The organism is Chryseobacterium populi, from assembly GCF_000282115.1.
GTDB classification, from domain to species: Bacteria; Bacteroidota; Bacteroidia; order Flavobacteriales; family Weeksellaceae; genus Chryseobacterium; species Chryseobacterium populi.
On sequence record NZ_AKJY01000094.1, the window covers coordinates 12,982 to 35,177 of the forward strand.

At 37.1% G+C, this 22,196-nt stretch carries 22 protein-coding genes; 8 read left to right on the forward strand and 14 right to left on the reverse strand.

Features of this window, described 5'->3' with window-relative positions; translation table 11 throughout:
• The 7 genes from PMI13_RS17940 to PMI13_RS17970 are packed head-to-tail and all read right to left on the reverse strand — an operon-like array spanning position 1 to position 5,719.
• Positions 1-270 (reverse strand): hypothetical protein, encoded by a 270-nt coding sequence (locus PMI13_RS17940; RefSeq protein ID WP_228442124.1) that lies wholly within the window; start codon positions 268-270, stop codon positions 1-3.
• Between the two features lie 10 nt (positions 271-280).
• Positions 281-904, reverse strand: coding sequence for a conjugative transposon protein TraK (gene traK / locus PMI13_RS17945; protein ID WP_007846384.1), 624 nt, complete (start codon positions 902-904; stop codon positions 281-283).
• Between the two features lie 12 nt (positions 905-916).
• A complete protein-coding gene (traJ, locus tag PMI13_RS17950) occupies positions 917-1,909 on the reverse strand; it encodes a conjugative transposon protein TraJ (protein WP_007846386.1) in 993 nt (330 codons plus the stop codon).
• A gap of 1 nt (position 1,910) precedes the next feature.
• A complete protein-coding gene (locus PMI13_RS17955; protein ID WP_007846388.1) occupies positions 1,911-2,543 on the reverse strand; it encodes a DUF4141 domain-containing protein in 633 nt (210 codons plus the stop codon).
• A 12-nt stretch (positions 2,544-2,555) separates the two neighbouring features.
• Positions 2,556-5,075 (reverse strand): TraG family conjugative transposon ATPase, encoded by a 2,520-nt coding sequence (locus PMI13_RS17960; protein ID WP_007846390.1) that lies wholly within the window; start codon positions 5,073-5,075, stop codon positions 2,556-2,558.
• Complete coding sequence (locus PMI13_RS17965; protein WP_007846392.1) at positions 5,072-5,404, reverse strand: DUF4133 domain-containing protein; 333 nt, start codon at positions 5,402-5,404, stop codon at positions 5,072-5,074. Before PMI13_RS17965 ends, PMI13_RS17960 begins: the two co-directional genes overlap by 4 nt.
• 9 nt (positions 5,405-5,413) lie before the next feature.
• Complete coding sequence (locus tag PMI13_RS17970; protein ID WP_007846394.1) at positions 5,414-5,719, reverse strand: DUF4134 domain-containing protein; 306 nt, start codon at positions 5,717-5,719, stop codon at positions 5,414-5,416.
• A gap of 187 nt (positions 5,720-5,906) precedes the next feature.
• Here PMI13_RS17970 and PMI13_RS17975 point away from each other — a divergent pair, with 187 nt between their 5' ends.
• Positions 5,907-6,881 carry a PDDEXK nuclease domain-containing protein gene (locus PMI13_RS17975; RefSeq protein WP_002980937.1) on the forward strand — a complete coding sequence of 325 codons (975 nt, stop codon included), beginning with the start codon at positions 5,907-5,909 and terminating at the stop codon, positions 6,879-6,881.
• A 33-nt stretch (positions 6,882-6,914) separates the two neighbouring features.
• Here PMI13_RS17975 and PMI13_RS17980 read toward each other — a convergent pair whose 3' ends face one another.
• Genes PMI13_RS17980 through PMI13_RS17990 form a run of 3 tightly spaced genes read right to left on the reverse strand, consistent with a single transcriptional unit; the run spans position 6,915 to position 8,706 of the window.
• Positions 6,915-7,532, reverse strand: coding sequence for a hypothetical protein (locus PMI13_RS17980; RefSeq protein WP_007846395.1), 618 nt, complete (start codon positions 7,530-7,532; stop codon positions 6,915-6,917).
• Between the two features lie 9 nt (positions 7,533-7,541).
• Entirely contained in the window at positions 7,542-7,934 is a 393-nt protein-coding gene (locus PMI13_RS17985) for a DUF3408 domain-containing protein (protein WP_007846396.1), read from the reverse strand.
• A 4-nt stretch (positions 7,935-7,938) separates the two neighbouring features.
• Complete coding sequence (locus tag PMI13_RS17990; RefSeq protein WP_007846397.1) at positions 7,939-8,706, reverse strand: ParA family protein; 768 nt, start codon at positions 8,704-8,706, stop codon at positions 7,939-7,941.
• A 634-nt stretch (positions 8,707-9,340) separates the two neighbouring features.
• Between PMI13_RS17990 and mobA the strand changes: the two genes are divergently transcribed.
• From mobA to mobC, 3 genes are all read left to right on the forward strand, one after another.
• Positions 9,341-9,775 carry a conjugal transfer protein MobA gene (gene mobA / locus PMI13_RS17995; RefSeq protein WP_002980942.1) on the forward strand — a complete coding sequence of 145 codons (435 nt, stop codon included), beginning with the start codon at positions 9,341-9,343 and terminating at the stop codon, positions 9,773-9,775.
• Positions 9,772-11,019, forward strand: a complete 1,248-nt coding sequence (gene mobB / locus PMI13_RS18000) for a conjugal transfer protein MobB (RefSeq protein ID WP_007846399.1) — start codon at positions 9,772-9,774, stop codon at positions 11,017-11,019. The genes mobA and mobB overlap by 4 nt, the downstream gene beginning before the upstream one ends.
• 127 nt (positions 11,020-11,146) lie before the next feature.
• The gene (mobC, locus tag PMI13_RS18005; RefSeq protein ID WP_007846400.1) at positions 11,147-13,147 is read left to right on the forward strand and encodes a conjugal transfer protein MobC; all 2,001 of its coding nucleotides are present in this window, start codon (positions 11,147-11,149) and stop codon (positions 13,145-13,147) included.
• Positions 13,148-13,198: 51 nt separating this feature from the next.
• On the opposite strand, the gene PMI13_RS18010 is transcribed toward mobC, so the two are convergent.
• Both PMI13_RS18010 and PMI13_RS18015 read right to left on the reverse strand, forming a co-directional pair.
• Positions 13,199-14,044 carry an RteC domain-containing protein gene (locus PMI13_RS18010; protein ID WP_007846403.1) on the reverse strand — a complete coding sequence of 282 codons (846 nt, stop codon included), beginning with the start codon at positions 14,042-14,044 and terminating at the stop codon, positions 13,199-13,201.
• Between the two features lie 46 nt (positions 14,045-14,090).
• Entirely contained in the window at positions 14,091-15,794 is a 1,704-nt protein-coding gene (locus tag PMI13_RS18015) for a helix-turn-helix domain-containing protein (protein WP_007846405.1), read from the reverse strand.
• Between the two features lie 277 nt (positions 15,795-16,071).
• Here PMI13_RS18015 and PMI13_RS18020 point away from each other — a divergent pair, with 277 nt between their 5' ends.
• The 4 genes from PMI13_RS18020 to PMI13_RS18030 are packed head-to-tail and all read left to right on the forward strand — an operon-like array spanning position 16,072 to position 18,330.
• Positions 16,072-16,308: a hypothetical protein gene (locus PMI13_RS18020; RefSeq protein ID WP_007846407.1), complete on the forward strand. Its 237-nt coding sequence runs from the start codon at positions 16,072-16,074 to the stop codon at positions 16,306-16,308.
• Positions 16,309-16,325: 17 nt separating this feature from the next.
• Positions 16,326-16,493: a hypothetical protein gene (locus tag PMI13_RS21275; protein WP_156104456.1), complete on the forward strand. Its 168-nt coding sequence runs from the start codon at positions 16,326-16,328 to the stop codon at positions 16,491-16,493.
• A gap of 18 nt (positions 16,494-16,511) precedes the next feature.
• Positions 16,512-18,032 carry a DoxX family protein gene (locus PMI13_RS18025; protein WP_007846408.1) on the forward strand — a complete coding sequence of 507 codons (1,521 nt, stop codon included), beginning with the start codon at positions 16,512-16,514 and terminating at the stop codon, positions 18,030-18,032.
• Positions 18,019-18,330, forward strand: coding sequence for a hypothetical protein (locus PMI13_RS18030; RefSeq protein ID WP_142716697.1), 312 nt, complete (start codon positions 18,019-18,021; stop codon positions 18,328-18,330). Before PMI13_RS18025 ends, PMI13_RS18030 begins: the two co-directional genes overlap by 14 nt.
• A 34-nt stretch (positions 18,331-18,364) precedes the next feature.
• Here the strand turns inward: PMI13_RS18030 and PMI13_RS18035 are convergent, their stop codons facing one another.
• Positions 18,365-20,917, reverse strand: a complete 2,553-nt coding sequence (locus PMI13_RS18035) for an alpha/beta hydrolase family protein (protein WP_238536333.1) — start codon at positions 20,915-20,917, stop codon at positions 18,365-18,367.
• Positions 20,851-22,196 (reverse strand): RagB/SusD family nutrient uptake outer membrane protein (locus PMI13_RS18040; protein WP_007846415.1); only part of this gene is annotated, 1,346 nt, incomplete at its 5' end. The genes PMI13_RS18035 and PMI13_RS18040, both read right to left, overlap by 67 nt.

Below are 22,196 nucleotides of genomic sequence, written 5' to 3' on the forward strand. Positions count from 1 at the left end.
CTATTTTTTAGTGGATGAGTTTACTATTTCATTATGCTTCGATCCTTTTTCGATAGGTTTCTTAGAAATGCCGTCAATATGATTGATAGAAATGGTATTACTTCTTTGACCTGTAGAAATACAGATATTGACAATGACGATGACGGTTATCAAAACATAACCACCAAAGAAAACCTTGGTCAGGAATTTTTGTCGCTCTACAGGAAGAGATTTCCAGTGTGTATCAATCTTTACAACATAATTTTCGAGTGTATCTCTTAGTTTTTTCATATCGGTCTTATTAGCGTTCAACAGTTTCGACATCTCTATTTTCAAGCACGTTGAATTTTTCAATGATAAATCCCTGAGGATTGCTGTCAGACCGTACAGAATTAACCAATGAACAGTTGGTAATTAAATTCCTGATGGTAAGATTACTGGATCTGATAATGAATTGTCTTGCATAAGTTTTTACGTCATAAGGGTAACTATCAAAGTTGGCAACGACACTGTCTACCTCAACTCTCTGCTGGATATTACCTGAAATGATTCTGTTATAGTAACCTTTTTCCTGAAGGTCTTTATAGTAATTGAATGCGGATTGATCAGCCAAATTGAAAGCCCTTTTGACATTACTTTCAATAGCATTCTTGTCTGGGGCAATGGTGAAGAATAATTCGTGAAATCGTCTCACATGCTCTCTTGCTTCTACAGGTCTGTTGATCGACATATCCTGAGATAGCGCTACCATCAATGATTTGCCGTTATCCAGCACATAGATCTTTTGACGCTGCTCTTCGGCAAACTGATAGGATTTGAATACCACAATCCCTACAATTCCAAAACACAACACCGCAAAAACGAATGTAAACAAACGGATCTGTTTGAAGCTGCTCTCAATATTTCTTAATGTTTTAAATTCCATAGAACTGTATTTTTATTTTAATAATCTTCCCGAAATATTACCCGTCGCAGAACCTACTGCTGCTCCCGCAACATTACCTGATTTCGTAGCAGTTTGGTTTACATTACGCATAAAGTTGCCTGCCCCTCCTGCCTGAATCACCCAGCCAGTCACCGTTGGTACCGTAAAATAACCTATGATCCCAATTACCATATAGATGATGTATACCGTATTGGAGGTATCAGGAATAAAGGTGGGATCTGCGAGCATCTCGATATCCCGTTCTAAAATCAGAGTTTGCATTTTGGCAAGAATAGCACTGAATATATCAGCAACAGGAAGCCATAGGTAAACACTAACGTACCTGGTCAGCCACTGGGTTAAAGTTGTTTGGAAACCATCCCAGACGGAAATCGCAAATGCTATTGGTCCCAAGATTGAAAGCACTATCAGAAAGAATGTTCTGATGGTATCAATAACTAAGGCTGCCGATTGAAACAGAATTTCAAGAAATTCACGAAAACCATCTCTGATATCTTTCTTGATGGCAAACATTTCTCGTTCAATATACATTCCGGACATCGTGACCAGATCCGATGGTGACCATCCGAGCTCTTCCAGCTTCTTGTCAAATTCTTCGTTTGAAATAAGATAAGCCATCTCCGGATTCCTGAGCATCGCTTCTCGTTCTAAAAGATCCTTTTTCTGCTGCAGCTCGTTCATATCCAAGACCTGATTCTCCAGCATTGAATGGCTTCCCTGAACGATGGAACTCATTACCCCATTAAGACTTCCTAAAACCAATGTGGTAAAAAACATAATGCAGATGCCTATGGCAAAAGGTCTCAGCATGGGAAACAAATCAATCGATTCTGCACGGCTCAATGACTGCCAGACTTTTAGTGCTACATAGAATAAAGCGCCTAATCCGGCGACCCCTTTTGCCACAGCAGCCATATCAGCGCACATCGGCATCATTTCCTCATAAACGGAACGAAGTACTTCGTGTAAGTTGCTTGGTTCCATCTTACCAGTATTTTTGATTGGAGGTTCCGTAAAGATCCAGCACCCTTTTCGTGTTGTTCTGTTTTTTTGCTCTGAGATAACTGACCGAAATATTTTTATTGGTGTAGTATCTTACCAGATTATGATACGCTTTGACCTCTTTATAAACCCGGTCAACAACATCCATCCTTTCTTTATCATTCAGAGAAAGACCGTTAGAAGTGATGATCTCTTTGAGTTCTTTCAATAGCTCCGTGCTCTCCGTAAGAAGCGCAGAATAACCATTGGCAATGGAAGCTAATTCCTGAGCATTAAAATTGGGGTCATTCAGCATTTTACCGAAATTGTTGACATACATCTCAGAAACATCACCCACTAAAAGGACGGTCTGCTGAACCTTTCTGGCATCTTTGACCAGATTATTGATGGCTTTCAGCTGGTCATAATACTCTTTACCCTGTTCATATACTTTCTTAACTTCATTGAAGTTCTTAACAACGTTAGATACCGTTGAAGAAGTCTGTACAATTTCATTGGCTGAGTTCAAAATTCCCGAAGCCAGGTTTGCAGGGTCTGTTACGACAAATTGTGCTTTTGTATAGGTTACGGTAGCAAAGAATGCTACCATTAAGGTTTTAATGATTAAATTTTTCATTGTTGTACATTTTTAAATGATTGAATTGTCTTTTCTATTCGATTTGATTCTCTTAAGAGAAATCCTCTTGATGGCCTGTTCGACATTGCCGTCAAGTTCAGATGCAAGGTTCATCACCTCCATCTTTTCCGTTTCTTCTGTAGTATATGCCAGATATTCTTGTGTTGAAACTTCAGTGGCATAGACTGCAGAGTGCGTTCCACCCAGTCCAATCCAAACTTCCTTGTAAAGTCTTCGTGGATCATTATTCATATTGATAGAAAGTACCTGAGCTTTTTCTTTATCCGTTAATCCCAGCATTGCCTGAATATCATCGAACTTGTTCATGTACTTTCTTTGGTCAAGAAGAATCTTACAATCCGAATTATTAATGATACTTTCTTTCACAATCGGTGACTGAATGATATCATCGACTTCCTGAGTTACTACTATGGCTTCCCCAAAGAATTTCCTTACCGTTTTGAACAAATACTTGATGTATTCTGCCATCCCCTCCTTGGCAATGGCTTTCCAGGCTTCTTCGATGAGGATGAGTTTTCTGATTCCTTTAAGTCTTCGCATCTTATTGATAAAGACTTCCATAATGATAATGGTTACAATAGGAAATAGAATTTTATGATCTTTAATAGCATCGATTTCAAAGACAATAAAACGCTTGGATAATAAGTCCAGCTGCTTTTCTGAATTGAGCAGATAGTCATACTCTCCTCCTCTATAGTAAGGTTCCAGCACATTGAGAAAGTTGGCTATATCAAAGTCTTTTTCCCTGACTTTCTTTTGCTCCAGTACTTTCTGATAATCATCTTTGACGTACTCATAGAATCCATTGAAAGAAGGATGCTCGTCATTTGATTTAATCCTTTCGATATATCCGCTGACTGCATTGGAAAGGGCTACTTCCTCTGAACGGGTCGGTGGTTCGTCATCTCTTTTCCAAAGTGTCAGAATTAAGGTTTTTATACTCTCCCTTTTTTCAATGTCAAAGACACCGTCATCGGTATAGAATGGATTGAAAGCAATGGGATTATCCTCAGTATAGGTAAAATAAACACCATCCTCTCCTTTGGTCTTTCCCCTGATAAGTTCACACAATCCCTGGTAGGAATTTCCGGTATCTACAAGAAGGACATGCGCTCCCTGCTCATAATACTGTCGCACCATATGGTTGGTGAAGAATGATTTACCACTGCCCGATGGACCAAGGATAAACTTATTTCTATTGGTAATAATCCCCTGTTTCATCGGCAGATCTGAAATATCCAGATGAATCGGTTTTCCGGTCAAACGGTCAGCCATTTTGATCCCAAAAGGTGAAGGTGAATCCTGATAGTTGGTTTCCTCTGTAAAAAAACACACAGCAGGTTCGATGAATGTGTAGAAGCTTTCTTCACTCGGAAAATCTCCTGCATTACCGGGTATTCCAGCCCAATATAAAGTAGCGGTATCCGTGGTATTATGACGGGGTTTACATTCCATCAAGGCTAGCGCACTACCAGTATCATTTTTTAACTGCTTGAATTCAGCAGAATTGTCAGACCATGACATTACATTAAAATGAGCGCGGATAGATTGTAACCCGAAAGAATGTGCTTCATTCAAATACTTTTCTATCCATTCCTTATTGATCTGATTGGCTCTGCTGTATCTTGCTAAAGAGTGCATATTCCTTGCAGATTTTTCAAATTGGCGAAGATTCTCATCACTATTGTCGATGAACAGATATTGGTTATAAATGTGATTGCAACTGAGCAGAAGTCCCACCGGAGAAGCAAATGATAAAAGACAGTCGCTGCGATCGGTGCTTAATTTCTCATAACGACTGTGTGATGATACAGTGCCTGGTAAATCCTCAGTATCCGATAAGGTGTGCATACTAATCCGGTTGTTACCAATCCTCATTTCTTCCGACCCTAACTTGATATCCTGTAATGACGGATGGGTTTCACGGGATAATGTTAGATATTGCTCCAGTAATCCTGACCTCTCAGAAGTTCCTGATATCTCATTTTCTGTCATCCTTTCGAGATGGATATAACCACTGTCATTCATAATCCTTTCCAGCTGATCGACCGCTTCAAGAAATCGATTCATGACTTCTTTATCTTTAATCTCTTTCGGAATCAGTTTTCCTTTACAGAGTGATGAAAAGTTGCTCTGCATCCGCATTCTCCCCTTACTTGTTTTTGTGATGAACAAGTAGCAGTAATGATTTAAAAAGGGCCTCTCATTGAAATGCCTTTCAAATGATTTGGAAAGAAAACTTTGGTCTTCTTGTGACAAATCAGGATTGTAGTTTTCTTTCATAAACCAGTCCTGTTTGTGAACGATGGTGAAATCCGGGAGTGTTTTAATCGCTTTAAACCAAGCGGAATGCATGGCTTCATACTCAGCGGAAGCGACAGTAAACAGTTCGGGGAGTCTGACCTTAAAGCAAACCGTAACATCAGCGTCTTTTGAAATGATACAATCATTTTCAATCGCCAACAGTGGAAATTTACTTTCCAGAGTGGCTGCCTTGGAAGAATTTCTCATATGTTTGTTCTTTTACGGTTAATTTTCAGATACCGGTAAATACTCTTACGGCTGATGATATATTTCGGATGCTTTTTTTGAGCACTCATTTTCATCAGACCATGTTCCCCGTATTTTCCATTCAGTGCGAAAGTCTGCCAGATAAGAAGTCCACTGCTGATTCCTCCGAGAATTAAACACAGATTGGTATTGACGCCTGCCATATACATAACCATGACACAGATCAATATTCCTAAGAGTCCTCCACCGAAGATAAAGAGATATTGTGCTTTAAGTCCCTTGAACTCTACCGTCCTTCCTATTCCTTTATTGATATGATAGGTATTCATAGTCGTCATTTAAAGGAAGAATGAGCGAAGAATGGTTGCGGCAACAATTAAGAAGATACATGCTCCGAACCAGCTGGCAGCGGTTTTACTGGTGTCAGGATCACCACTGCTGAACTTGTTGTAAACCTTGACTCCTCCAATCAATCCTACTACTGCACCTATGGCGTAAATTAATTGAGTAGCCGGCTCAAAATAAGAGGTGACCATCTGTGTAGCTTCGTTAATTCCGGCTGAACCATTGCCTTGACCAAATACCGAATTAATTGTCACGAATGTTAAAACAGCATACAGCAATTTTTTTCTTTGTTTTTTCATAATGAATAGATTTTTTGATTATGAAACCCGCACTTTACGGGCTTGAAGACAAAGATGTCCGAGTCTAGGTACTCAGTAACAGGAATGGCATTGGATGGAATCTTTTGGCTGTTAAAGAACCGTGCGCCAGTCAGAATTCCTGTATAATTAATTGTAAATTTGTAAGGAATTTCAAAAAAGAGAAATCATGGATAAAAGGTTCACAGATATTATTGAGCTCATCAAACAGTCTCGTAACAATGCGATAAGAAAAGTCAATGAGGAACTCATCGATCTATACTGGAATATTGGTGAGTATATCAGCAAAAAGGTAGAGCTGAGTGAATGGGGACAATCTGTGGTTAAAGAACTTTCTCAGTTTATCCAGACTCATGAACCTGAACTAAAAGGTTTTTCGGATAAGAATCTTTGGAGAATGAAGCAGTTTTATGAGACTTACAAGGAATTTCCAAAAATCTCAACACTGTTGAGAGAAATCAGCTGGTCTCATAATCTGTCCATATTCTCCAGATGTAAATCAATCGAGGAAAGGGAATTTTATATCAAGTTGACCAAACAGGAAAATTATAGCTTCCGGGAGTTAGAGAGACAGATATCCAGCAGCCTTTTTGAAAGAACGATGATTGGAAATTCAAAACTCTCAACAGTGTTGAGAGAAACTAACGCTGATATAGTCAATACATTTAAAGACAGCTATGTATTTGACTTTTTAAATCTGCCTGAAACATTCAATGAAAATGATCTCCAAAAAGGTTTAATTGAGCAGATGAAAAATTTTATCCTGGAGTTAGGACGGGATTTTCTTTTTATCAGCGAAGAGTACAAAGTACAGGTCGGCAATTCTGATTTTTATATCGATCTTTTATTCTTCCACAGGGGGCTGCAATGCCTTGTCGCTTTCGAACTGAAAGCAGATAAATTCAAACCCGAACATCTGGGTCAGCTTAACTTTTATCTGGAAGCGCTGGACAGGGATGTTAAACGTCAGAACGAAAATCCAAGCATCGGCGTACTGCTTTGTAAAGACAAAGACAGCGAAGTAGTAGAATATGCGCTGAGTAGAAGTCTTTCTCCGACAATGGTTTCTGAATACAAAACGCAGCTTCCCGACAAAAAGGTTCTGCAGAAAAAACTGCATGAATTGTTTGATAACAGATCTTAGTTGAAACTTCTTAATAACAAAAGGGGAATTTGCCTAAACAAACTCCCCAATATCGAAACCTTCAACACCATCTTTGTAACTGGAAGATATGCCTTCAACATCATTCGAAATGCTCTGACTTAACAAATTTGAAATACGCTTCGAAGCCTCCCCCAACGAATTCTCTAAAAGATCAAAAAGCTCGGTCCCATGAATTTTTTGAATTATAGCAACTGCTTGCTGTTCTAAATCAGGTTCCAGCATTTTCCGCTGTAACAGCTGACCCACAGTACTCAATTCCTGAAAGGTAACCCCTGTAGCAAACCCACTTTCGATATTAGAGTCCTGATACTTCCAATCTTCTTCCTCTTTCCTCCAATTATCCTTGATTAGAATATCATCAAGATTTTTATTCTCGGTTACATCTTCAGCTTTCCCGTTCTTGGTTTCTGATTCAAAATTATCTTCTGCTAATGAAGTAAATTCAAGGTGGCTTTCAGTGGCTTCAACTGGCCAACCTTTTCTTTTTGTTTGCTTAATATCTCCCATTATCGGTGGAGAACTTTTCTTAGTATTACCCCTATCTTTCGCACGGACATTGACTGGGAATCTTCTGTCGAGAAGAATTAGAATGATAGCGATTAATAAACCTATAATGATTATTTTTTCCATAAAATGATATTAAAAAATGGGACGGTATTTTTTATTGAAATCATCAGTAATTTCCTTTTCAAACATTTCGAAATGATACGCCAGTATATTATCCAGATAAGCATACAGAGAAATCTGATCATCGGCAATGATTTGAATAATGCGTGAGAGGCGCTCGTGATATTCAGGACGGATATAGATACTTTTATCACCTCGCTTAGTCATTGTATGATGAGTAAGAAACTGCTCCGTATAGCTTATATCTGATGGTTTCTTAGTTTTCAACTTATTTTTTGTTACAGCTTTCTCCTTTTGGAGATCTGCATTTTGTACAGGAACTTCTTTCTTCGGATTTCCTGCCATAATGGACATCAGATATTCTTCATCGATACCGTTATCTTCATTGTTATTGTCCTGTTCCATACTTTTATAGTTTTACAATTCTTAAAAATTCTTCTACAAATTGATCCAACCTGCATTGAGCTAACAATTTAGGATCTGCAGGCAGTAAAGTCGATCGGAAAACAGTCTTTGTAATAGCCTCCCCTTCCTTTCTAAATCTTTTACTGTCTGTAATGCTTGTTTCCATAAGTGGCAGCCCTAAATCTGAAATCACTTTACTGTAGTTTTTGTAGAGCAACGTCCGTTCTCTTCCATCCACCTGATTCCAGAATAGATGTACAGCCCGAATTCCCGTTTGAGTTTCTTTCATTAATACATTGGTCAGAACATGGGTGAAACTTAACGTACTTTCCAGCACAACACGATCCGCAGTAATGGGTGAAAAAATATAATGGACTTTCGTCAAAGTTTTTAAAATCCCGGCGGTATTCACAGTTCCCGGTAGATCTAAAAATATAACATCAGGAATTGTTTCAGATCCTTCAACATAAGCATCTATATCCTCTAAAACCTGATCGGCTTTACTCTGGAAAATGGGATACGCTTTTTTATTAATACTCGTAAATTGTTTGTGAGCGATCTTTTTTAAAATCTCATTTTGCATCACCATTTTTAAATCCCGTTCTCTCATCTGGAGTAAACTGTACTGAGGAAAGTCACAGTCAAATACAGCGACCTGATACCCCATCCGGTAATGAAGGAGACTTGCCATAAGTGTGGTAAATGTACTTTTTCCTACCCCTCCTTTTTGAGTGGAAAATGCAATAATTGTGGGTTGGTTCTTTGTTTTCATTTTGCTTGATTTTGGTTATACATAATTGGGAAGAAAGACTGATTGACAGCCACTGGGCAATACATATATCAGGTTCCCTATACTGCTTTCAGTGCTACTGGACGGAATTCCCTAAAGCTGTATTGACTTCAATCAGTTCTGGCTGAATGCCATTCATCCTGCAATCCTGAAAAATTGCTTTCCTGAAGACTATCTTTCACAGAGACTATCTTGACGGCTGGAATTCCGGAAAGCTGGCATGCTGGATTTCCACTATTCAGGATTTCTATCAGATCTGCAGTCAGGAAATCCCGCCCTCAATCTGATACAAATGAATAGTATTTCTTTTTTAAAACATTTCTAATGGTCGTTTTTGGCTTTAAGTGACTGTCTTTGACTTTCTTTCTAATATTGTCCCTACAAATGATTGTGGTTTACTTTGTTTCAGAAGACTAAGGAGGTCTTGGGAAATTGAACTTTATGAACGCGATCAGTATTACATCTGCTTTATTACTGGAATTTCCTTTCACCCGAAAGGAGCAAGTTATGTTTTGAGTGCCTCATAAATTTTTTCGTGCCTCAAAACAACTTGCCCTGGCTGGGGCTTTAAAAACCACTCCAAAGTCGTGATTTTACTAATATTAAATTAAATGCGATGGACCTAAATAAAAAAAGCAAAGGCGGGCGTAAGCCCAAGCTTAATCCAAGTAAAAACAGGTATGTATTTAGACTTACGGATGAGGAAAATATAAAGTTTTTAAATTTATATAAGGCTTCCGGAATGAGTAACAAAGCGAAATTTATTACAACAATTTTATTTCAGAAAGAATTAAAAATTGTAAAAGTGGATATTTCAACAATGGATTATCATAGTCAACTCACTAAATTCTTCTACCAATTCCAGTCGATTGGAAACAATTATAATCAGATAGTAAAAATTTTATACCGAAATTTCACGGAGAAAAAAGCTTCTTTCTATCTCTTTAAACTGGAAAATCATACCAGAGAACTAGCTTTAATTTGTAAAAAGATTATAGAACTCACAAAAGAATTTGAGCAAAATCATATTCAAAAAACTTCTGAAAAATGATCGCTAAAATTGGAAAAGGTGAAAACCTATGGGGTGCGCTTACCTACAATCAACAGAAAGTAGACAACGAAAAAGGAACGGTTTTATTTACTAACAAGATTCCTGATTTGTGGGATGGACCTTATTCGGTTAAATTTTTTCATCAGTACTTTGAACCCTACTTGATTGCTAATAACAAAACTGAAAAACCCGTAAGGCATATCTCGCTTAATCCTGATCCCGAAGATAAGGTTAATGACAAAGATTATCGGGAAATGGCCCAGCAATATATGCAGGAAATGGGTTATGGAAATCAACCGTATGTTGTTTTTAAACATACTGATATTGACAGGGCTCATATTCATATTGTGACCACCTGTGTCCAGATCGATGGAAAGAAAATATCAGATCGATATGATCACTCCCGATCAATGGAGGTCTGCAGGAAATTGGAAAAACAATACAACTTAAAAATTGCTGGTGAGAATAGAAATTTAAATCAAAGCCCTATTTTTAAACCTGTAGATTATACTAAAGGGAATATCAAAACACAATTATCATCAGTAATAAGACACATGCCTCAAACCTACAGCTTTCAAAGTATAGGTGCATATAACGCTTTACTCTCTCAATTCAATATCTCCGTTGAAGAAATTAGCGGAGAGCTTCATGGTAAAATGAGAAAAGGAATGGTCTATTTTGCTACAGATAAAAATGGAAAAAAAATAAGTTCCCCTTTTAAATCATCCCTTTTTGGCAAACAAGCAGGGTTGGAAAATATTCAGGTCCTCATTGAGAAGTCAAAAATGAAAAATAATCCTTCAAAACTCATTCTTAAAAGAACTATAGAAACCGCTCTCAGCACAAGTAAATCGGAAGCTTCTTTTAAGACTCGACTTTTGGAACAGGGAATCGCTACGGTTATACGAAAGAATGATGAGGGAAGGATCTACGGAATCACATTTATAGATCATAACTCCAAATCTGTTTGGAATGGTTCACAGCTTAGTAAAGAGCTTTCAGCCAACGCATTCAACAAACTATGGAATGAGGTAGAAACAAAGCCTGAAACCAATTCATATAATAGTTCTAACAATAATATATCGCTTGAAAAATCTTCAGAACATTTCTTTAGCAATAACAGCTACGAAGTATTTGACGGATTTTTTAGCGGTTTATTATCTTCAGATACTAATGAGGATCAGGAGGAACAAATTTTTGAATCACAAATGAAAAAGAGACAAAGAAAAAGAAGAAAAAAATAATATTCTTTTTGCAAGATGCTGTCCTTATAACTATGTCCTAGGAGCCAAAGTCAGCCAATTGATGCTTGAAACGACGCATTTATAGTTGAGAATATGTAATCCTGTATTTATGCGTCTAAAATGTGATATGCAGGGTGAAGACGATTTAAGAGGGCTTGCCAAAATCATGGCATTTATGCGAGCTGTCAGTATTATTCTGGTACTAATGCATCTTTATTGGTTTTGCTATGGATTTTTTGTACAGCAACAATGGACACTGGAACTTATCAATAAGATACTTCATAATTTTAATAAGACTGCAGGGCTTTTCACTCATCCTATGTATTCTAAGCTCTTCACAGTTGTTTTGTTGGGTTTGAGTTGTCTTGGCACAAAAGGCGTAAAGAATGAGAAAATCACTTGGAAAAAAATTAGTATTGCTTTTTCTGTTGGTTTTGTACTGTTCTTTTTAAACTCAATTATTATACAACTTGATAGCAGCTTTACAGCCGTATTTTACATTATATCCACCGGCTCCGGATACATTTTCCTAATGCAGGCAGGAGTATGGATGAGCCGTTTACTGAAAACGAACTTAATGACCGATGTTTTTAACAATGAGAATGAAAGTTTTCAGCAGGAAACCCAATTAATCTATAATGAATACTCTGTTAACCTTCCTACACAGTTCTATTATCAAGGGAAGTGGCATCAAGGATGGATTAATGTGGTGAATCCTTTTCGTGCCACCATTGTCTTAGGAACTCCGGGTTCAGGAAAATCCTATGCTGTTGTCAACAACTATATCAAACAACATATCGAAAAAGGATTTTCCATGTACATCTATGATTTTAAATTCGATGATTTGTCTACTATTGCGTACAACCATCTTCTCAATCATTCTGATGCTTATACCGTAAAGCCGAAATTCTATCTCATCAACTTTGACGACCCCAGAAAAAGCCATCGATGTAATCCTTTAAACCCCGATTTTATGACGGATATATCGGATGCATATGAAGCGGCTTATACTATTATGTTAAACCTGAACAGAAGCTGGATACAAAAACAGGGCGATTTCTTTGTTGAGAGTCCTATCATACTGCTAGCTGCCATCATATGGTTTCTTAAGATATATAAGAACGGCAAATACTGCACTTTTCCACACGCTATTGAACTGTTGAACAAAAAATATGAAGAAGTCTTTACGATATTAACCTCTTACTCTGAATTAGAGAACTACCTATCTCCTTTTATGGATGCATGGCAAGGGGGTGCACAGGATCAGTTGCAGGGACAAATCGCTTCCGCAAAGATTCCTTTGTCAAGAATGATCTCCCCGCAATTATATTGGGTAATGACCGGAGACGATTTTTCTTTGGATATCAATAACCCCAATGAGCCTAAAATTCTGTGTGTTGGAAATAATCCTGATCGTCAGAATATTTATTCTGCTGCTCTTGGGCTGTACAATTCGAGAATTGTTAAGTTAATTAATAAAAAAGGACAGTTGAAGAGTTCAGTGATTATTGATGAGTTGCCTACCATTTATTTCAGAGGCCTGGATAATTTAATTGCTACTGCCAGAAGTAATAAAGTTTCCGTATGTCTCGGATTCCAGGATTTTTCTCAGTTGACAAGAGACTATGGAGATAAGGAAAGTAAAGTCATTCAGAATACGGTCGGCAATATTTTCAGCGGACAGGTGGTTGGGGAAACAGCAAAAAACTTATCTGACCGTTTTGGAAAAATACTGCAGAAAAGACAGAGTATATCCATCAATAGGAATGATACGTCAACCTCTATTTCTACCCAATTGGACAGTCTTATTCCTGCTTCGAAGATTTCTACCCTGACCCAGGGATTTTTTGTCGGTGCTGTATCTGATAACTTTGATGAAAGGATTCAGCAGAAGATTTTTCATTCCGAGATTGTCGTAGACAATGTTAAGCTTTCTGAAGAAATGAAAAGCTTTCAGAAGATACCGCAGATCCGATCCTTTATTGATGAAGACGGGAATGATTCTATGACCAGGCAGATTCAAGATAATTACAGAGAAATTAAGTCAGATATTCTAAATATCATCACAGATGAAATGGATCGAATAAAAAATGATCCTGATTTGCAACATTTATTGAAATCGGATTAAAGAATGAAACCTCAAATACCATACGATTTGAGGTTTCTATTTGTATTTATGTTACTCAGCATCACTGTTCATAAAATATTGATTCAAATTGTCACTCACCAATTGAAGGAATTTGGTTGGCCCCTGTTTTCGGTTACGGATTTCAAAGATGGTTTTATGAAAGTTACCTAAATCGCAATCCAATGACTTTTCTGTAAATTTTATGACTTCGCTTAACTCTATATTACCACCGTTAAAACAACGCATCTGGTAAAGTGCATAGATAAGCTCTATAAGACCGACCTTTGATCCCGACCAGCTCAAAGGAGAAAATACTTTTGTGGTAAAGGTATCATTCGAATTTTCAATTTGCTTTTTTAAATACTGATCAAACTGCTGATTGGAAATAAATCTGGCGATCATATGATCGTGGGATGTTGTAAAACTTGGATCATAATTATAAAATCCGGATGATAGCTTCATTTTTAGGTCGTAGGAATTGCGAACAAATATTTTATGATCAAGATAGGTTGCTTCCCGTTTATAGTAACTGTAAAATTCAGAATGCTCCAAATAAAAGTCTTTCAATTTTTCCTGTTCTGCTTCATAATATTTTTTTAAGGTCTTATTTCCGGCAGCCGGTTTATGAGATTCAATATCCAGTACTGCGGAATAATAAATAAATTTTGCAATAAACTGCGGTTTCAGTTTTTTAAAAAACAATACTTCTTCAGCAATATGATCAAAATGATGGTTGGAAACCAAAAGTTTTAATTTCCTTATCGACTCATCAATAATAAGTAATGCCTTTTCTGAAATTTTGATCAGATCATTTCCGTCAGCATTGACTTCGTTAATCTTTAGGTCCAGATCCTCCAATAACTTCGAAGTTCTTTTAAAAATAGTTTTTGTTACCATGTCCTTTTTTAAGGAATTTACAAAAATTACCTAAAGCACGACTTAATCAACTAATACCCAGTTCCTTTTTCCGATTCTTTATATAATCGGTAGGTCTGATCCCATTGATATCAAAGAACAGATTTGAAAAGTTCTGGCGTGCCGCTATACCGCATTCGTCAGCCAGAGCCTCGATGGTATAATTTAAATATTTACTGTTGGTATTAAGTAGGTTAGTGATATAATTAATTCTCAGTTCAGCCATGTATTTATTAAAATTCATCCCTTTTTGTTCATTGATGTAAACCGAAAGATAGTGGGAATTGGTTCCCAGCTTTAAAGCAATACTTTTCTGCGTAATTCCTTTCTTTTTGAAATGTTGCTCCTGCTCAAACTTCTGAAGTTTTTCTTTTATTTCTAAAGCCATTTCCGGGGTAAGAGAAGTCTTTCTTACAGGCAGCTCTATCATTTCTTCTCTTAAAATATCATTCATATTATATTTTCCTTCAGCAATTCTCTTTTGAAGAAGCTGATATTGTTTTTTTATCTTCTGATCTTTTCTGTGCCTCACAACCAAAAAACCAAGGACTACACTTCCCGATACAATCAAGATCTGGGCAATTACCATTTTTTTCCTGCTTGACTTCTCTATTTCTTCTTTTGCTTCAATCAGTGCTTGTCGGTCAAAATCCTTATGGAGTTTTGAAGACAAGTAAGGAAAATCTTTGCTGATCAAACTGTCAGCTTTTAAAAGCTGATTGGTATAATAAAGCTGTTTCTTGACATCCTTATCTTTATAATGATCGATAAGAGAGTGATAACTCTTATACACCTCTGGAAGTATAAAATCATGTTTATTGAAAATAGAGTCTATCTTTTCATAGCTTACCACCGCACTGTTGATATTATTCTGTGCTTCATAGGTTTTGCCCAGATAATAATATACCACAGAAGCCCAGGCAAAATCGTTTCTGTTGAGAATAGTGGGTAAAGATTTTTGTAAATGATCCTGAGCCCCGGCATAATCTTTTTTGTGGTACCGGGAAATTCCAAGGCATTTAAGAAAATAGCTTTTCTCCAAAGCAAAATCGCTATTATGATCGGTTAACCGATACCCCAACATACTTAAACTGTCACTCTTACTAAAATTGTTCAGATATCTTTTGAGCACGGTCAACTGATGTAAGCAGTTCAGATACGCTTTCTCATAGTTAAACCTTTCGTTTTCATGAAGGTTTTCATTTAACTTTGACCTGTAAAATGAAGTACATTCAAGAAAATGCTTCATGGCGTCATCATAATAGCCCAAATGACTTTTTACAATTCCTAAATGATAAAGGACTTTATACCTATGGTACTCATCTTTTGAGCCTTTTGAATACGTATAGGCTTTAATGTATTCATTTAAAGCCAGCTTAAATTTTTTTTGATAAAAATAATAGATGATTCCCTTGCTTAAATATTCTTTACTGATGTCATCTTGGCTTCCATGCTGCAAACTGACAGTAAGCGCACTGTCAGCATACTTCATCTTGTTTTTATAATCAAACTGTCTTGCATCTCTATACCCTTGAATCAGCTTTGAAAAATTATTTTCGTTTTTTGCTTTCTCAATGTACAGTTTTACATAGGGCATTGCATGAATGTCATCTATTGCCATTTTTTCATAAGGCTTTCTAATTTCACTGAAAGTTTTTTCCTCTTTCTTTTGTGAAAATAAAAATTGTGAAAAAACAGGAAATAAGATGAGAAAGCAATAAAACTTTTTCATAGACTGATATTTAAAACCTCACCATCTCAAAAATAAACATTTATGTTTTAAATAAATCAAATTTCAATGAATTAAATAACAGAAAGACAAAAACCCTGTAAAACATGCAAATACAGCCACTTGAACTCTGATATTCTCATGTATTAATTTTAAAATTGAGACGTAACAATTTTAAAATAGAGTCATATAACAGTTTTTTTTAGCTCATAAGCCGGATAATTTTGACATCAGAATTCTAATATAATCCGGCCGGGATAACCCAATTAAAATTATCAAAATGAAAAAGTTTATCCCATTTTTGAACATAATGATCGCAGCAGTTAGTCTACAAAACTGTACCCATCGAGATGAAGATATGATTTCAAATAGTGAATATATTAAAAAATCAGAGCCCACAATAAATGGCTTAGTAATGAAACAGGATTCTGCCAAATCTATTGATTTGATTGAAAATCCTAATCCTAAAGATCCTCCGGTGAGAGACGGAGATAATTGGCGGCTTACGAAGGATTAAAAACTACATATAAAACTATGATTCCTCATACCTCCATATCAGTTGTTACAGGCTTACCATGTCCAAAGAGTGGCATCTGGGAAAGTATGGGGAATTTCAAAACGACTATAACTCTTTTTAAAGGGGAACCAATGCCTGAATATTGCGGGTGGAAAATCAAATGGAGATTGGTACAGGTCTGTTAAACCCAATAATGACATGCCATGAAAAACATCCAAACTATTTTTATCAAAACTGTTTCCTGCTTTTTTATTCTATTGTTTGTTTATGCAAGTGTGAGTAAATTACTAGATTTTGAAAATTTTCAAGTGCAGATTGCTCAGTCTCCATTACTAAGTGCATATGCAGGGGGTATTTCTTATGCTGTTATTATTGTAGAATTAATTATTGTACTGTTATTAACTTTTCCAAGCAGGAGATTAATCGGATTATACTTATCAACTGCCTTAATGTCAGCATTTACGATCTATATATTTCTCATTCTAAATTACAGTGACTTTGTTCCTTGTTCCTGTGGAGGAATCTTGGAAAAAATGGGATGGACTGAACATCTGATTTTTAATATTCTGTGTGTAGTTATAGGAGGTCTATCTGTTCTCATCATGGGAAGAGCAAATCATAAGACTCACCGTAAAACGGCATTAATCTTAGGAATTTCCAATATTTTGAGTTGTATTCTTGTCATTGTTTTGTTTTTTAAGTCAGAATACATTATAAAACAGGAAAACAATTTTACAAGAAGGTTTCTGATGCATCCTATTTTAAAAGTAAAAAGTATGGATCTGGAGAACCATTCATTTTATTTTGCTGGTGCTAAAAATGAAGAGCTTTACTTAGCTAACCGAAGCCTCCCTCAAAATTTATTAGCAGTTGATTCACTTTTAAAGAAAGCTGTAAATACAAAGATTGATCTGGAACTCAGCAAATATCCATTTAAAAAAATAGAGATTAAAGTTAAAGATCACCATTATTATATCTATGATGGAAATGTACCCATCATATTAAAAGGTAAATTATGTAATACACAAAATAAAGTAATCAGTTCTAACGATGCATTCTTTGACCAGCTTGAAATTATTGACAGTAATAAAATTGCCATTCGCACCCTCTCATCTCAAACCAGGAATTTAACGCTGGGAACTATTTTAATCAATCACAATGGCAAAAATCAGGTGACACTGCATCCTGATTTACTTGAAAAGCAGTTGGATGGTTTTTTTGATTCCGACGGCTATCTTTCATCTGATCCTATAAGACCGACTGTCAACTATATCTACAGTTATAGAAACCAGTTTCTTGTCATGAACCATTCAATGCAACTTATTCACAGATGGAGAACTATTGATACGACTAAAATCGCACAGATTAAAGTAACATCGCTATCCAATGGAAAATCTAAAATGTCTAAACCTGCACTAAAAGTTAACGGGCATGCGATCGTATACAGAGGTCTGTTATTTAACCCTGCTCAATTAAGAGGAAGACATGAATCTTTAATCAGATGGAAGGAAAGCAAAGTTATTGACATCTATAATACCGAATCTCAGGAATATATTGGCAGCATGTACATCGACAATATTAAAAATAATACCATGTCAGATTTTAGAATTACCGATGAGCATTTGTACGCAATTATTGGAAATCAGCTGGTACAATATAAACTTACCCAGTCCCTGAAAAAACATTTTAAAAACGGGGAAGCCGAAAACCGTGTTTCAGAGTAGGCAGCAAATCAAATATTTTTTTATTATGAAAAAAATTCTTTTTCCTGTCATCCTAGTAGCACTGGGAACAGGGTCAGCTTTTGCCACCATGTTGGCAAAGAAGAGTACACGAGCTTTAGAGCCTGCTTACAGAATTGTTAGCTTAGGTGGTGGTCAGTTCCAATGTGAGGATGCTGATCAGGAATGCAGCAATATCGTTTCCGGTGATGTCTGTGAATGGGCACTGGATACCAGCGTTGAACTGCATAGAATCGGTTCAGGCACGATGTGTGGAACACCACTTTATAAAATTCCTTAGTGCATTGTATAAAGTATTAATTAAATGAGGGACGCTATTCAGCGTCCCTTTTCATTTCTTTATCAATCCATCCTATATCTTTCCGGCTTTTCAGGTGATAGTCCCACCACTCTATGATTTTAGTATTAAGATCCCTGATGTCTTCGGAATTTTTCTTGAACGTGTGCTCCTGATCTACATACATCAGTGCCACCACCTTTTTTCTGTTTCTTAATAATCCCATATAAAAGCTCATGGTTTGCGTTGGCGGAATATTCGTGTCTTTCTTACCTGCCCAAAGCAATACAGGTGCGTTGACTTTCTCAATAAAATTGATGGGATTATTTTTATAATACAGATCCTTATCTTTTGAAAAAGGAACTCCCATTGAAAACTGCCCGGTTTCAAATCTTGAATAGTCTGCTATTTTAAACAGTTCATTAAATGAAAAGTAAGTATTCATAATATCACTAAGACTCGCTCCCGAGACATAGGCTGCGAACCTTTCTGAATGGGTAGCGATAAAGTTGGTCTCATAACCACCAAATGAGTGTCCTGTCAATCCCATGCGCCTGAAGTCAATATTTTCATTTTCCCGAATCGCATCTAATCCGGAATGAACACAATCAAGCGCCGAAATTCCCGGACCCCTGTTATCAGAAGTAATATCTGGCTGGAAAACCATATAACCGTTCTCAAGAAGCAGTCGAATATTGAATCCACTGGGTCCCCAGGCGGGATACAGGTATTTGTTGAACTCATCATGCTGAATACTGTATACCTGTACCACCAAAGGATATTTTTTTGTCCTGTCAAATTTAATGGGATAATATAGAACTCCTTTCAGGTCCTTACCCTCACTGTTGGTGTATGAAATAACATCCTGCTGCAGGTCTATCGCTTCTTTATCATGAAGGTTGGTTGTATAAAGTACCTTCTTTTGACCTGATGACTTGCTTTTGCTGTACAGCCGTGGAGACAGATTGTAGTTTTCTTCGATCGAATACATTAAATCATGCTTCGCCTTATATGAGAACATTTTGATTCTGTTGCTGGTGTACGGCAGTATTTGCTTGAGTTTACCTTTATAAAAAGAATAATATCCGGAATCATTATGATTTTCTCTCCTGATATGCAGCATCAACGGTTGAGACATTTCAATAGTTCGTCGTGTTATCTTAAAAGATTCCATCTGATGAATCATTTTTCCACTGTATTCATGAAAGCTGATTTTGCTGTTCTCTTGTTTGAATCCTGTTTTTAATACACCTGTTTCCAGATGATAATTGATCACTCGGTCTCCTGCTGTAAAGAGCAAACTGCCATCCGGCATAAAGATAGGATAGTTTAGTATTCCATTATAATCGATTATTTTTGTCTGCTCTAACAGATGATCGTAGACCATCCATTGATTCTTATACATCAAAAATCCAATGGTGTAACGACCATCCTTTCCTATCACCATTTCTGAAGCATTCTCAAAAACAAGTTCAGATTTGTTTTCTAAAAGGTCATATCGATATACATTCAGGCTTCTGAATCCGCGGTAATCATTATCCTCTCTGGCATTATACGTCCAAAAATAACGTGGATGGTCTGTCGCTACATAAACCTGCATTGATTTGGCAGGGATAGAATGAACTTTATTATTTTTAACATTCCATACCATATACTGATGCTCAATCAGCCCTTGGTCTTTATTGCGCAGATATTTGTCTCCTCCATACCATATTTCAAGTTTTCCACTTTTCTCGGGGAGGTTCCTGACGGAAATATCAATCAAAAAAGTTTCAGAATGACCTGCTTCAGTTAATTTCATGTTTTGGGCATCTCCCAGACTGATCCGGTTGTTATGAAACAGCTGCCCGTCTGATATTCTTAATAATCTTACCCTGATCTTTCCATTGGGATCTATTTTTTCTTTTACAACAATAAATCTCTCTGATTCTAAAAGATCCATCGCAACAATGTTAGTTGCAGTGGAATAAAGCAATTTCATAGTGCTTCCATTCCATTTCAATATTTTATGAGACACTCCCATTTCAGTAAGAATATAGACCTGTCCCTGCTGCGTAATAGTATAGTTCAATGTTCCTGGCTCATGGTGAAGCAGTTTTCCTTTGGTATTATAGATTTTCAGGTTTTTATCAGTACCCAGTATGACATATTGCTTCAGGGTTTCATTGACACTGCATCGCTGTACACTATCATAAATTTCTCTTTTTTTGGATTTCAGCTCAATTAATTCAGCCCTGCCCGGTCCTGAAGCAAAGACCGTATAATTGTTCAGAAAACTGATGCTGCTCTTTTTTAAAATGGTATCGGATGGAATGACTGCCGATTGGCGGTCAAACACAAGAACAGAATCAGAATTATTCGCGTACATTTTAGTCACCAAAACGAATCGCTGATCATCAGATACCTTCATCTGACCTATCATCGTTGAGAATCGCGACATCCACTGGTCCAATTCCTTAATCGACCTCTGTGCATTAAAGCAATGCAGAGAAAACAGCAGAATAATTAAACAATATACTCTCATTAATACCCTAAATTTTGAGGATTCAGATGGGGATTGAGCAGCAGTTCCTGTTGCGGAAGAGGCCATACTTTATGTTGATCTTTCCAGTTGGGTTTGGTCTGCTGTAGTTCATTAAGCTTTCCTGCTCTTTTCAAATCGAGAAATCGATGTCCCATTTCTGTAAAAAACTCTTTCCTGTTTTCATTAAGGATTTCCTCAAGAAGCTGCTGTTGTGTAACAGAACTGCCTAGCAATGGCTGTCCTGCCCTTTGTTTGATCGGGTTAATAAACGGTAGGGCCTCTGACATTTTATTTTGTTGAGCCAGAGCCTCTGCCAACAGTAAATAGGCCTCTTCCAGTCTGAAGACAATGGAATTTTCTGTGGAGTTGGAAGACCTTGCTTTGTATTTTTCCGCTCTGTAACAGGTGTTGCCCCCAACTGTAACAGATCCCATCCAATATTGCTTCCGAAGATCATTCTGAAACGAGCTGACCAGAGATGTGGAAAGTGCCATGGAAGTAGGAGCAGCATTGACAAAATAGTAAATCGTTGCTTCCTTTACCGCATCCCCATTGTTCTTAGGCTTGAGCTGCCAGATAATATGGCTGCCGTTTTTAAGAAAGACCTTGGTGATATCATTTTGAAACTGATACAACGGACTCTGAACAACTGTTTTCAAGGTGGCTTCTGCCTCACTCCATTTCAGCTGCTGCATCTGAACTTTGCCCAGAAGAAGCTGGGCTGCTTTTTTATTAATATAGATGCGTTCATTATTTTGGTATGTATCAGAAAGTAGTTCAATAGCTTCCTTCACATCAGATTCAATTCTCATCAGCACTCCTGCAGAAGGTGTTTTTGAAATGCTCTGATTGATCATATAATTGGTTGTCACAGGAAAAGGAATATCTCCATAAACCTGCTGAACATAGAAAAAGAGCAAAGAGCGAATAACCAGGGTCTCCCCTTTTATCCTTGCTTTATCAGCTGCCGGAATATGATCTGCTCCTTCCAGCCCTTCGAGTATGGAATTGCTGATATATATTTTCTGATACGCAGCATTCCAGAACGAACTGACAAACTGATTGGAATCAATCTGAGTATTATTGGCTAGTTCAGGCAGCCCATTAGTGGCATTGACTGCATAGTACGTAAGGTCATCCGTATAAAGACCCAAAAGCTTTCCACTTTGATCACCTGTAACAGGTGATGATTCCCACAATCCGGCATACAATCCAGATAATACGGCGTTGGCAGTCTGAGTATCACTGAAGACGGTCTCTGACAACATCTGATTGTCAGGCAACTCTACTTCCAGCATTTTTTCACACGATATGGCGGTACTCATCAGATAGATGAGTGCAGCCA

Excerpts from the sequence above, each read along its gene's own strand:
- PMI13_RS17955 (WP_007846388.1), bottom strand. The coding sequence starts at position 2,543 with ATGAAAAATTTAATCATTAAAACCTTAATGGTAGCATTCTTTGCTACC.
- PMI13_RS17990 (WP_007846397.1), bottom strand. The coding sequence starts at position 8,706 with ATGAAAACAAAGAACCAACCCACAATTATTGCATTTTCCACTCAAAAA.
- PMI13_RS17985 (WP_007846396.1), bottom strand. The coding sequence starts at position 7,934 with ATGGAACAGGACAATAACAATGAAGATAACGGTATCGATGAAGAATAT.
- mobC (WP_007846400.1), top strand. The coding sequence starts at position 11,147 with ATGCAGGGTGAAGACGATTTAAGAGGGCTTGCCAAAATCATGGCATTT.
- PMI13_RS18015 (WP_007846405.1), bottom strand. The coding sequence starts at position 15,794 with ATGAAAAAGTTTTATTGCTTTCTCATCTTATTTCCTGTTTTTTCACAA.
- PMI13_RS17970 (WP_007846394.1), bottom strand. The coding sequence starts at position 5,719 with ATGAAAAAACAAAGAAAAAAATTGCTGTATGCTGTTTTAACATTCGTG.
- PMI13_RS21275 (WP_156104456.1), top strand. The coding sequence starts at position 16,326 with ATGATTCCTCATACCTCCATATCAGTTGTTACAGGCTTACCATGTCCA.
- traJ (WP_007846386.1), bottom strand. The coding sequence starts at position 1,909 with ATGGAACCAAGCAACTTACACGAAGTACTTCGTTCCGTTTATGAGGAA.
- mobB (WP_007846399.1), top strand. The coding sequence starts at position 9,772 with ATGATCGCTAAAATTGGAAAAGGTGAAAACCTATGGGGTGCGCTTACC.
- PMI13_RS18010 (WP_007846403.1), bottom strand. The coding sequence starts at position 14,044 with ATGGTAACAAAAACTATTTTTAAAAGAACTTCGAAGTTATTGGAGGAT.
- PMI13_RS17960 (WP_007846390.1), bottom strand. The coding sequence starts at position 5,075 with ATGAGAAATTCTTCCAAGGCAGCCACTCTGGAAAGTAAATTTCCACTG.
- traK (WP_007846384.1), bottom strand. The coding sequence starts at position 904 with ATGGAATTTAAAACATTAAGAAATATTGAGAGCAGCTTCAAACAGATC.
- mobA (WP_002980942.1), top strand. The coding sequence starts at position 9,341 with ATGGACCTAAATAAAAAAAGCAAAGGCGGGCGTAAGCCCAAGCTTAAT.
- PMI13_RS17975 (WP_002980937.1), top strand. The coding sequence starts at position 5,907 with ATGGATAAAAGGTTCACAGATATTATTGAGCTCATCAAACAGTCTCGT.
- PMI13_RS17940 (WP_228442124.1), bottom strand. The coding sequence starts at position 270 with ATGAAAAAACTAAGAGATACACTCGAAAATTATGTTGTAAAGATTGAT.
- PMI13_RS17965 (WP_007846392.1), bottom strand. The coding sequence starts at position 5,404 with ATGAATACCTATCATATCAATAAAGGAATAGGAAGGACGGTAGAGTTC.
- PMI13_RS18025 (WP_007846408.1), top strand. The coding sequence starts at position 16,512 with ATGAAAAACATCCAAACTATTTTTATCAAAACTGTTTCCTGCTTTTTT.
- PMI13_RS18035 (WP_238536333.1), bottom strand. The coding sequence starts at position 20,917 with ATGGCCTCTTCCGCAACAGGAACTGCTGCTCAATCCCCATCTGAATCC.
- PMI13_RS17980 (WP_007846395.1), bottom strand. The coding sequence starts at position 7,532 with ATGGAAAAAATAATCATTATAGGTTTATTAATCGCTATCATTCTAATT.
- PMI13_RS18020 (WP_007846407.1), top strand. The coding sequence starts at position 16,072 with ATGAAAAAGTTTATCCCATTTTTGAACATAATGATCGCAGCAGTTAGT.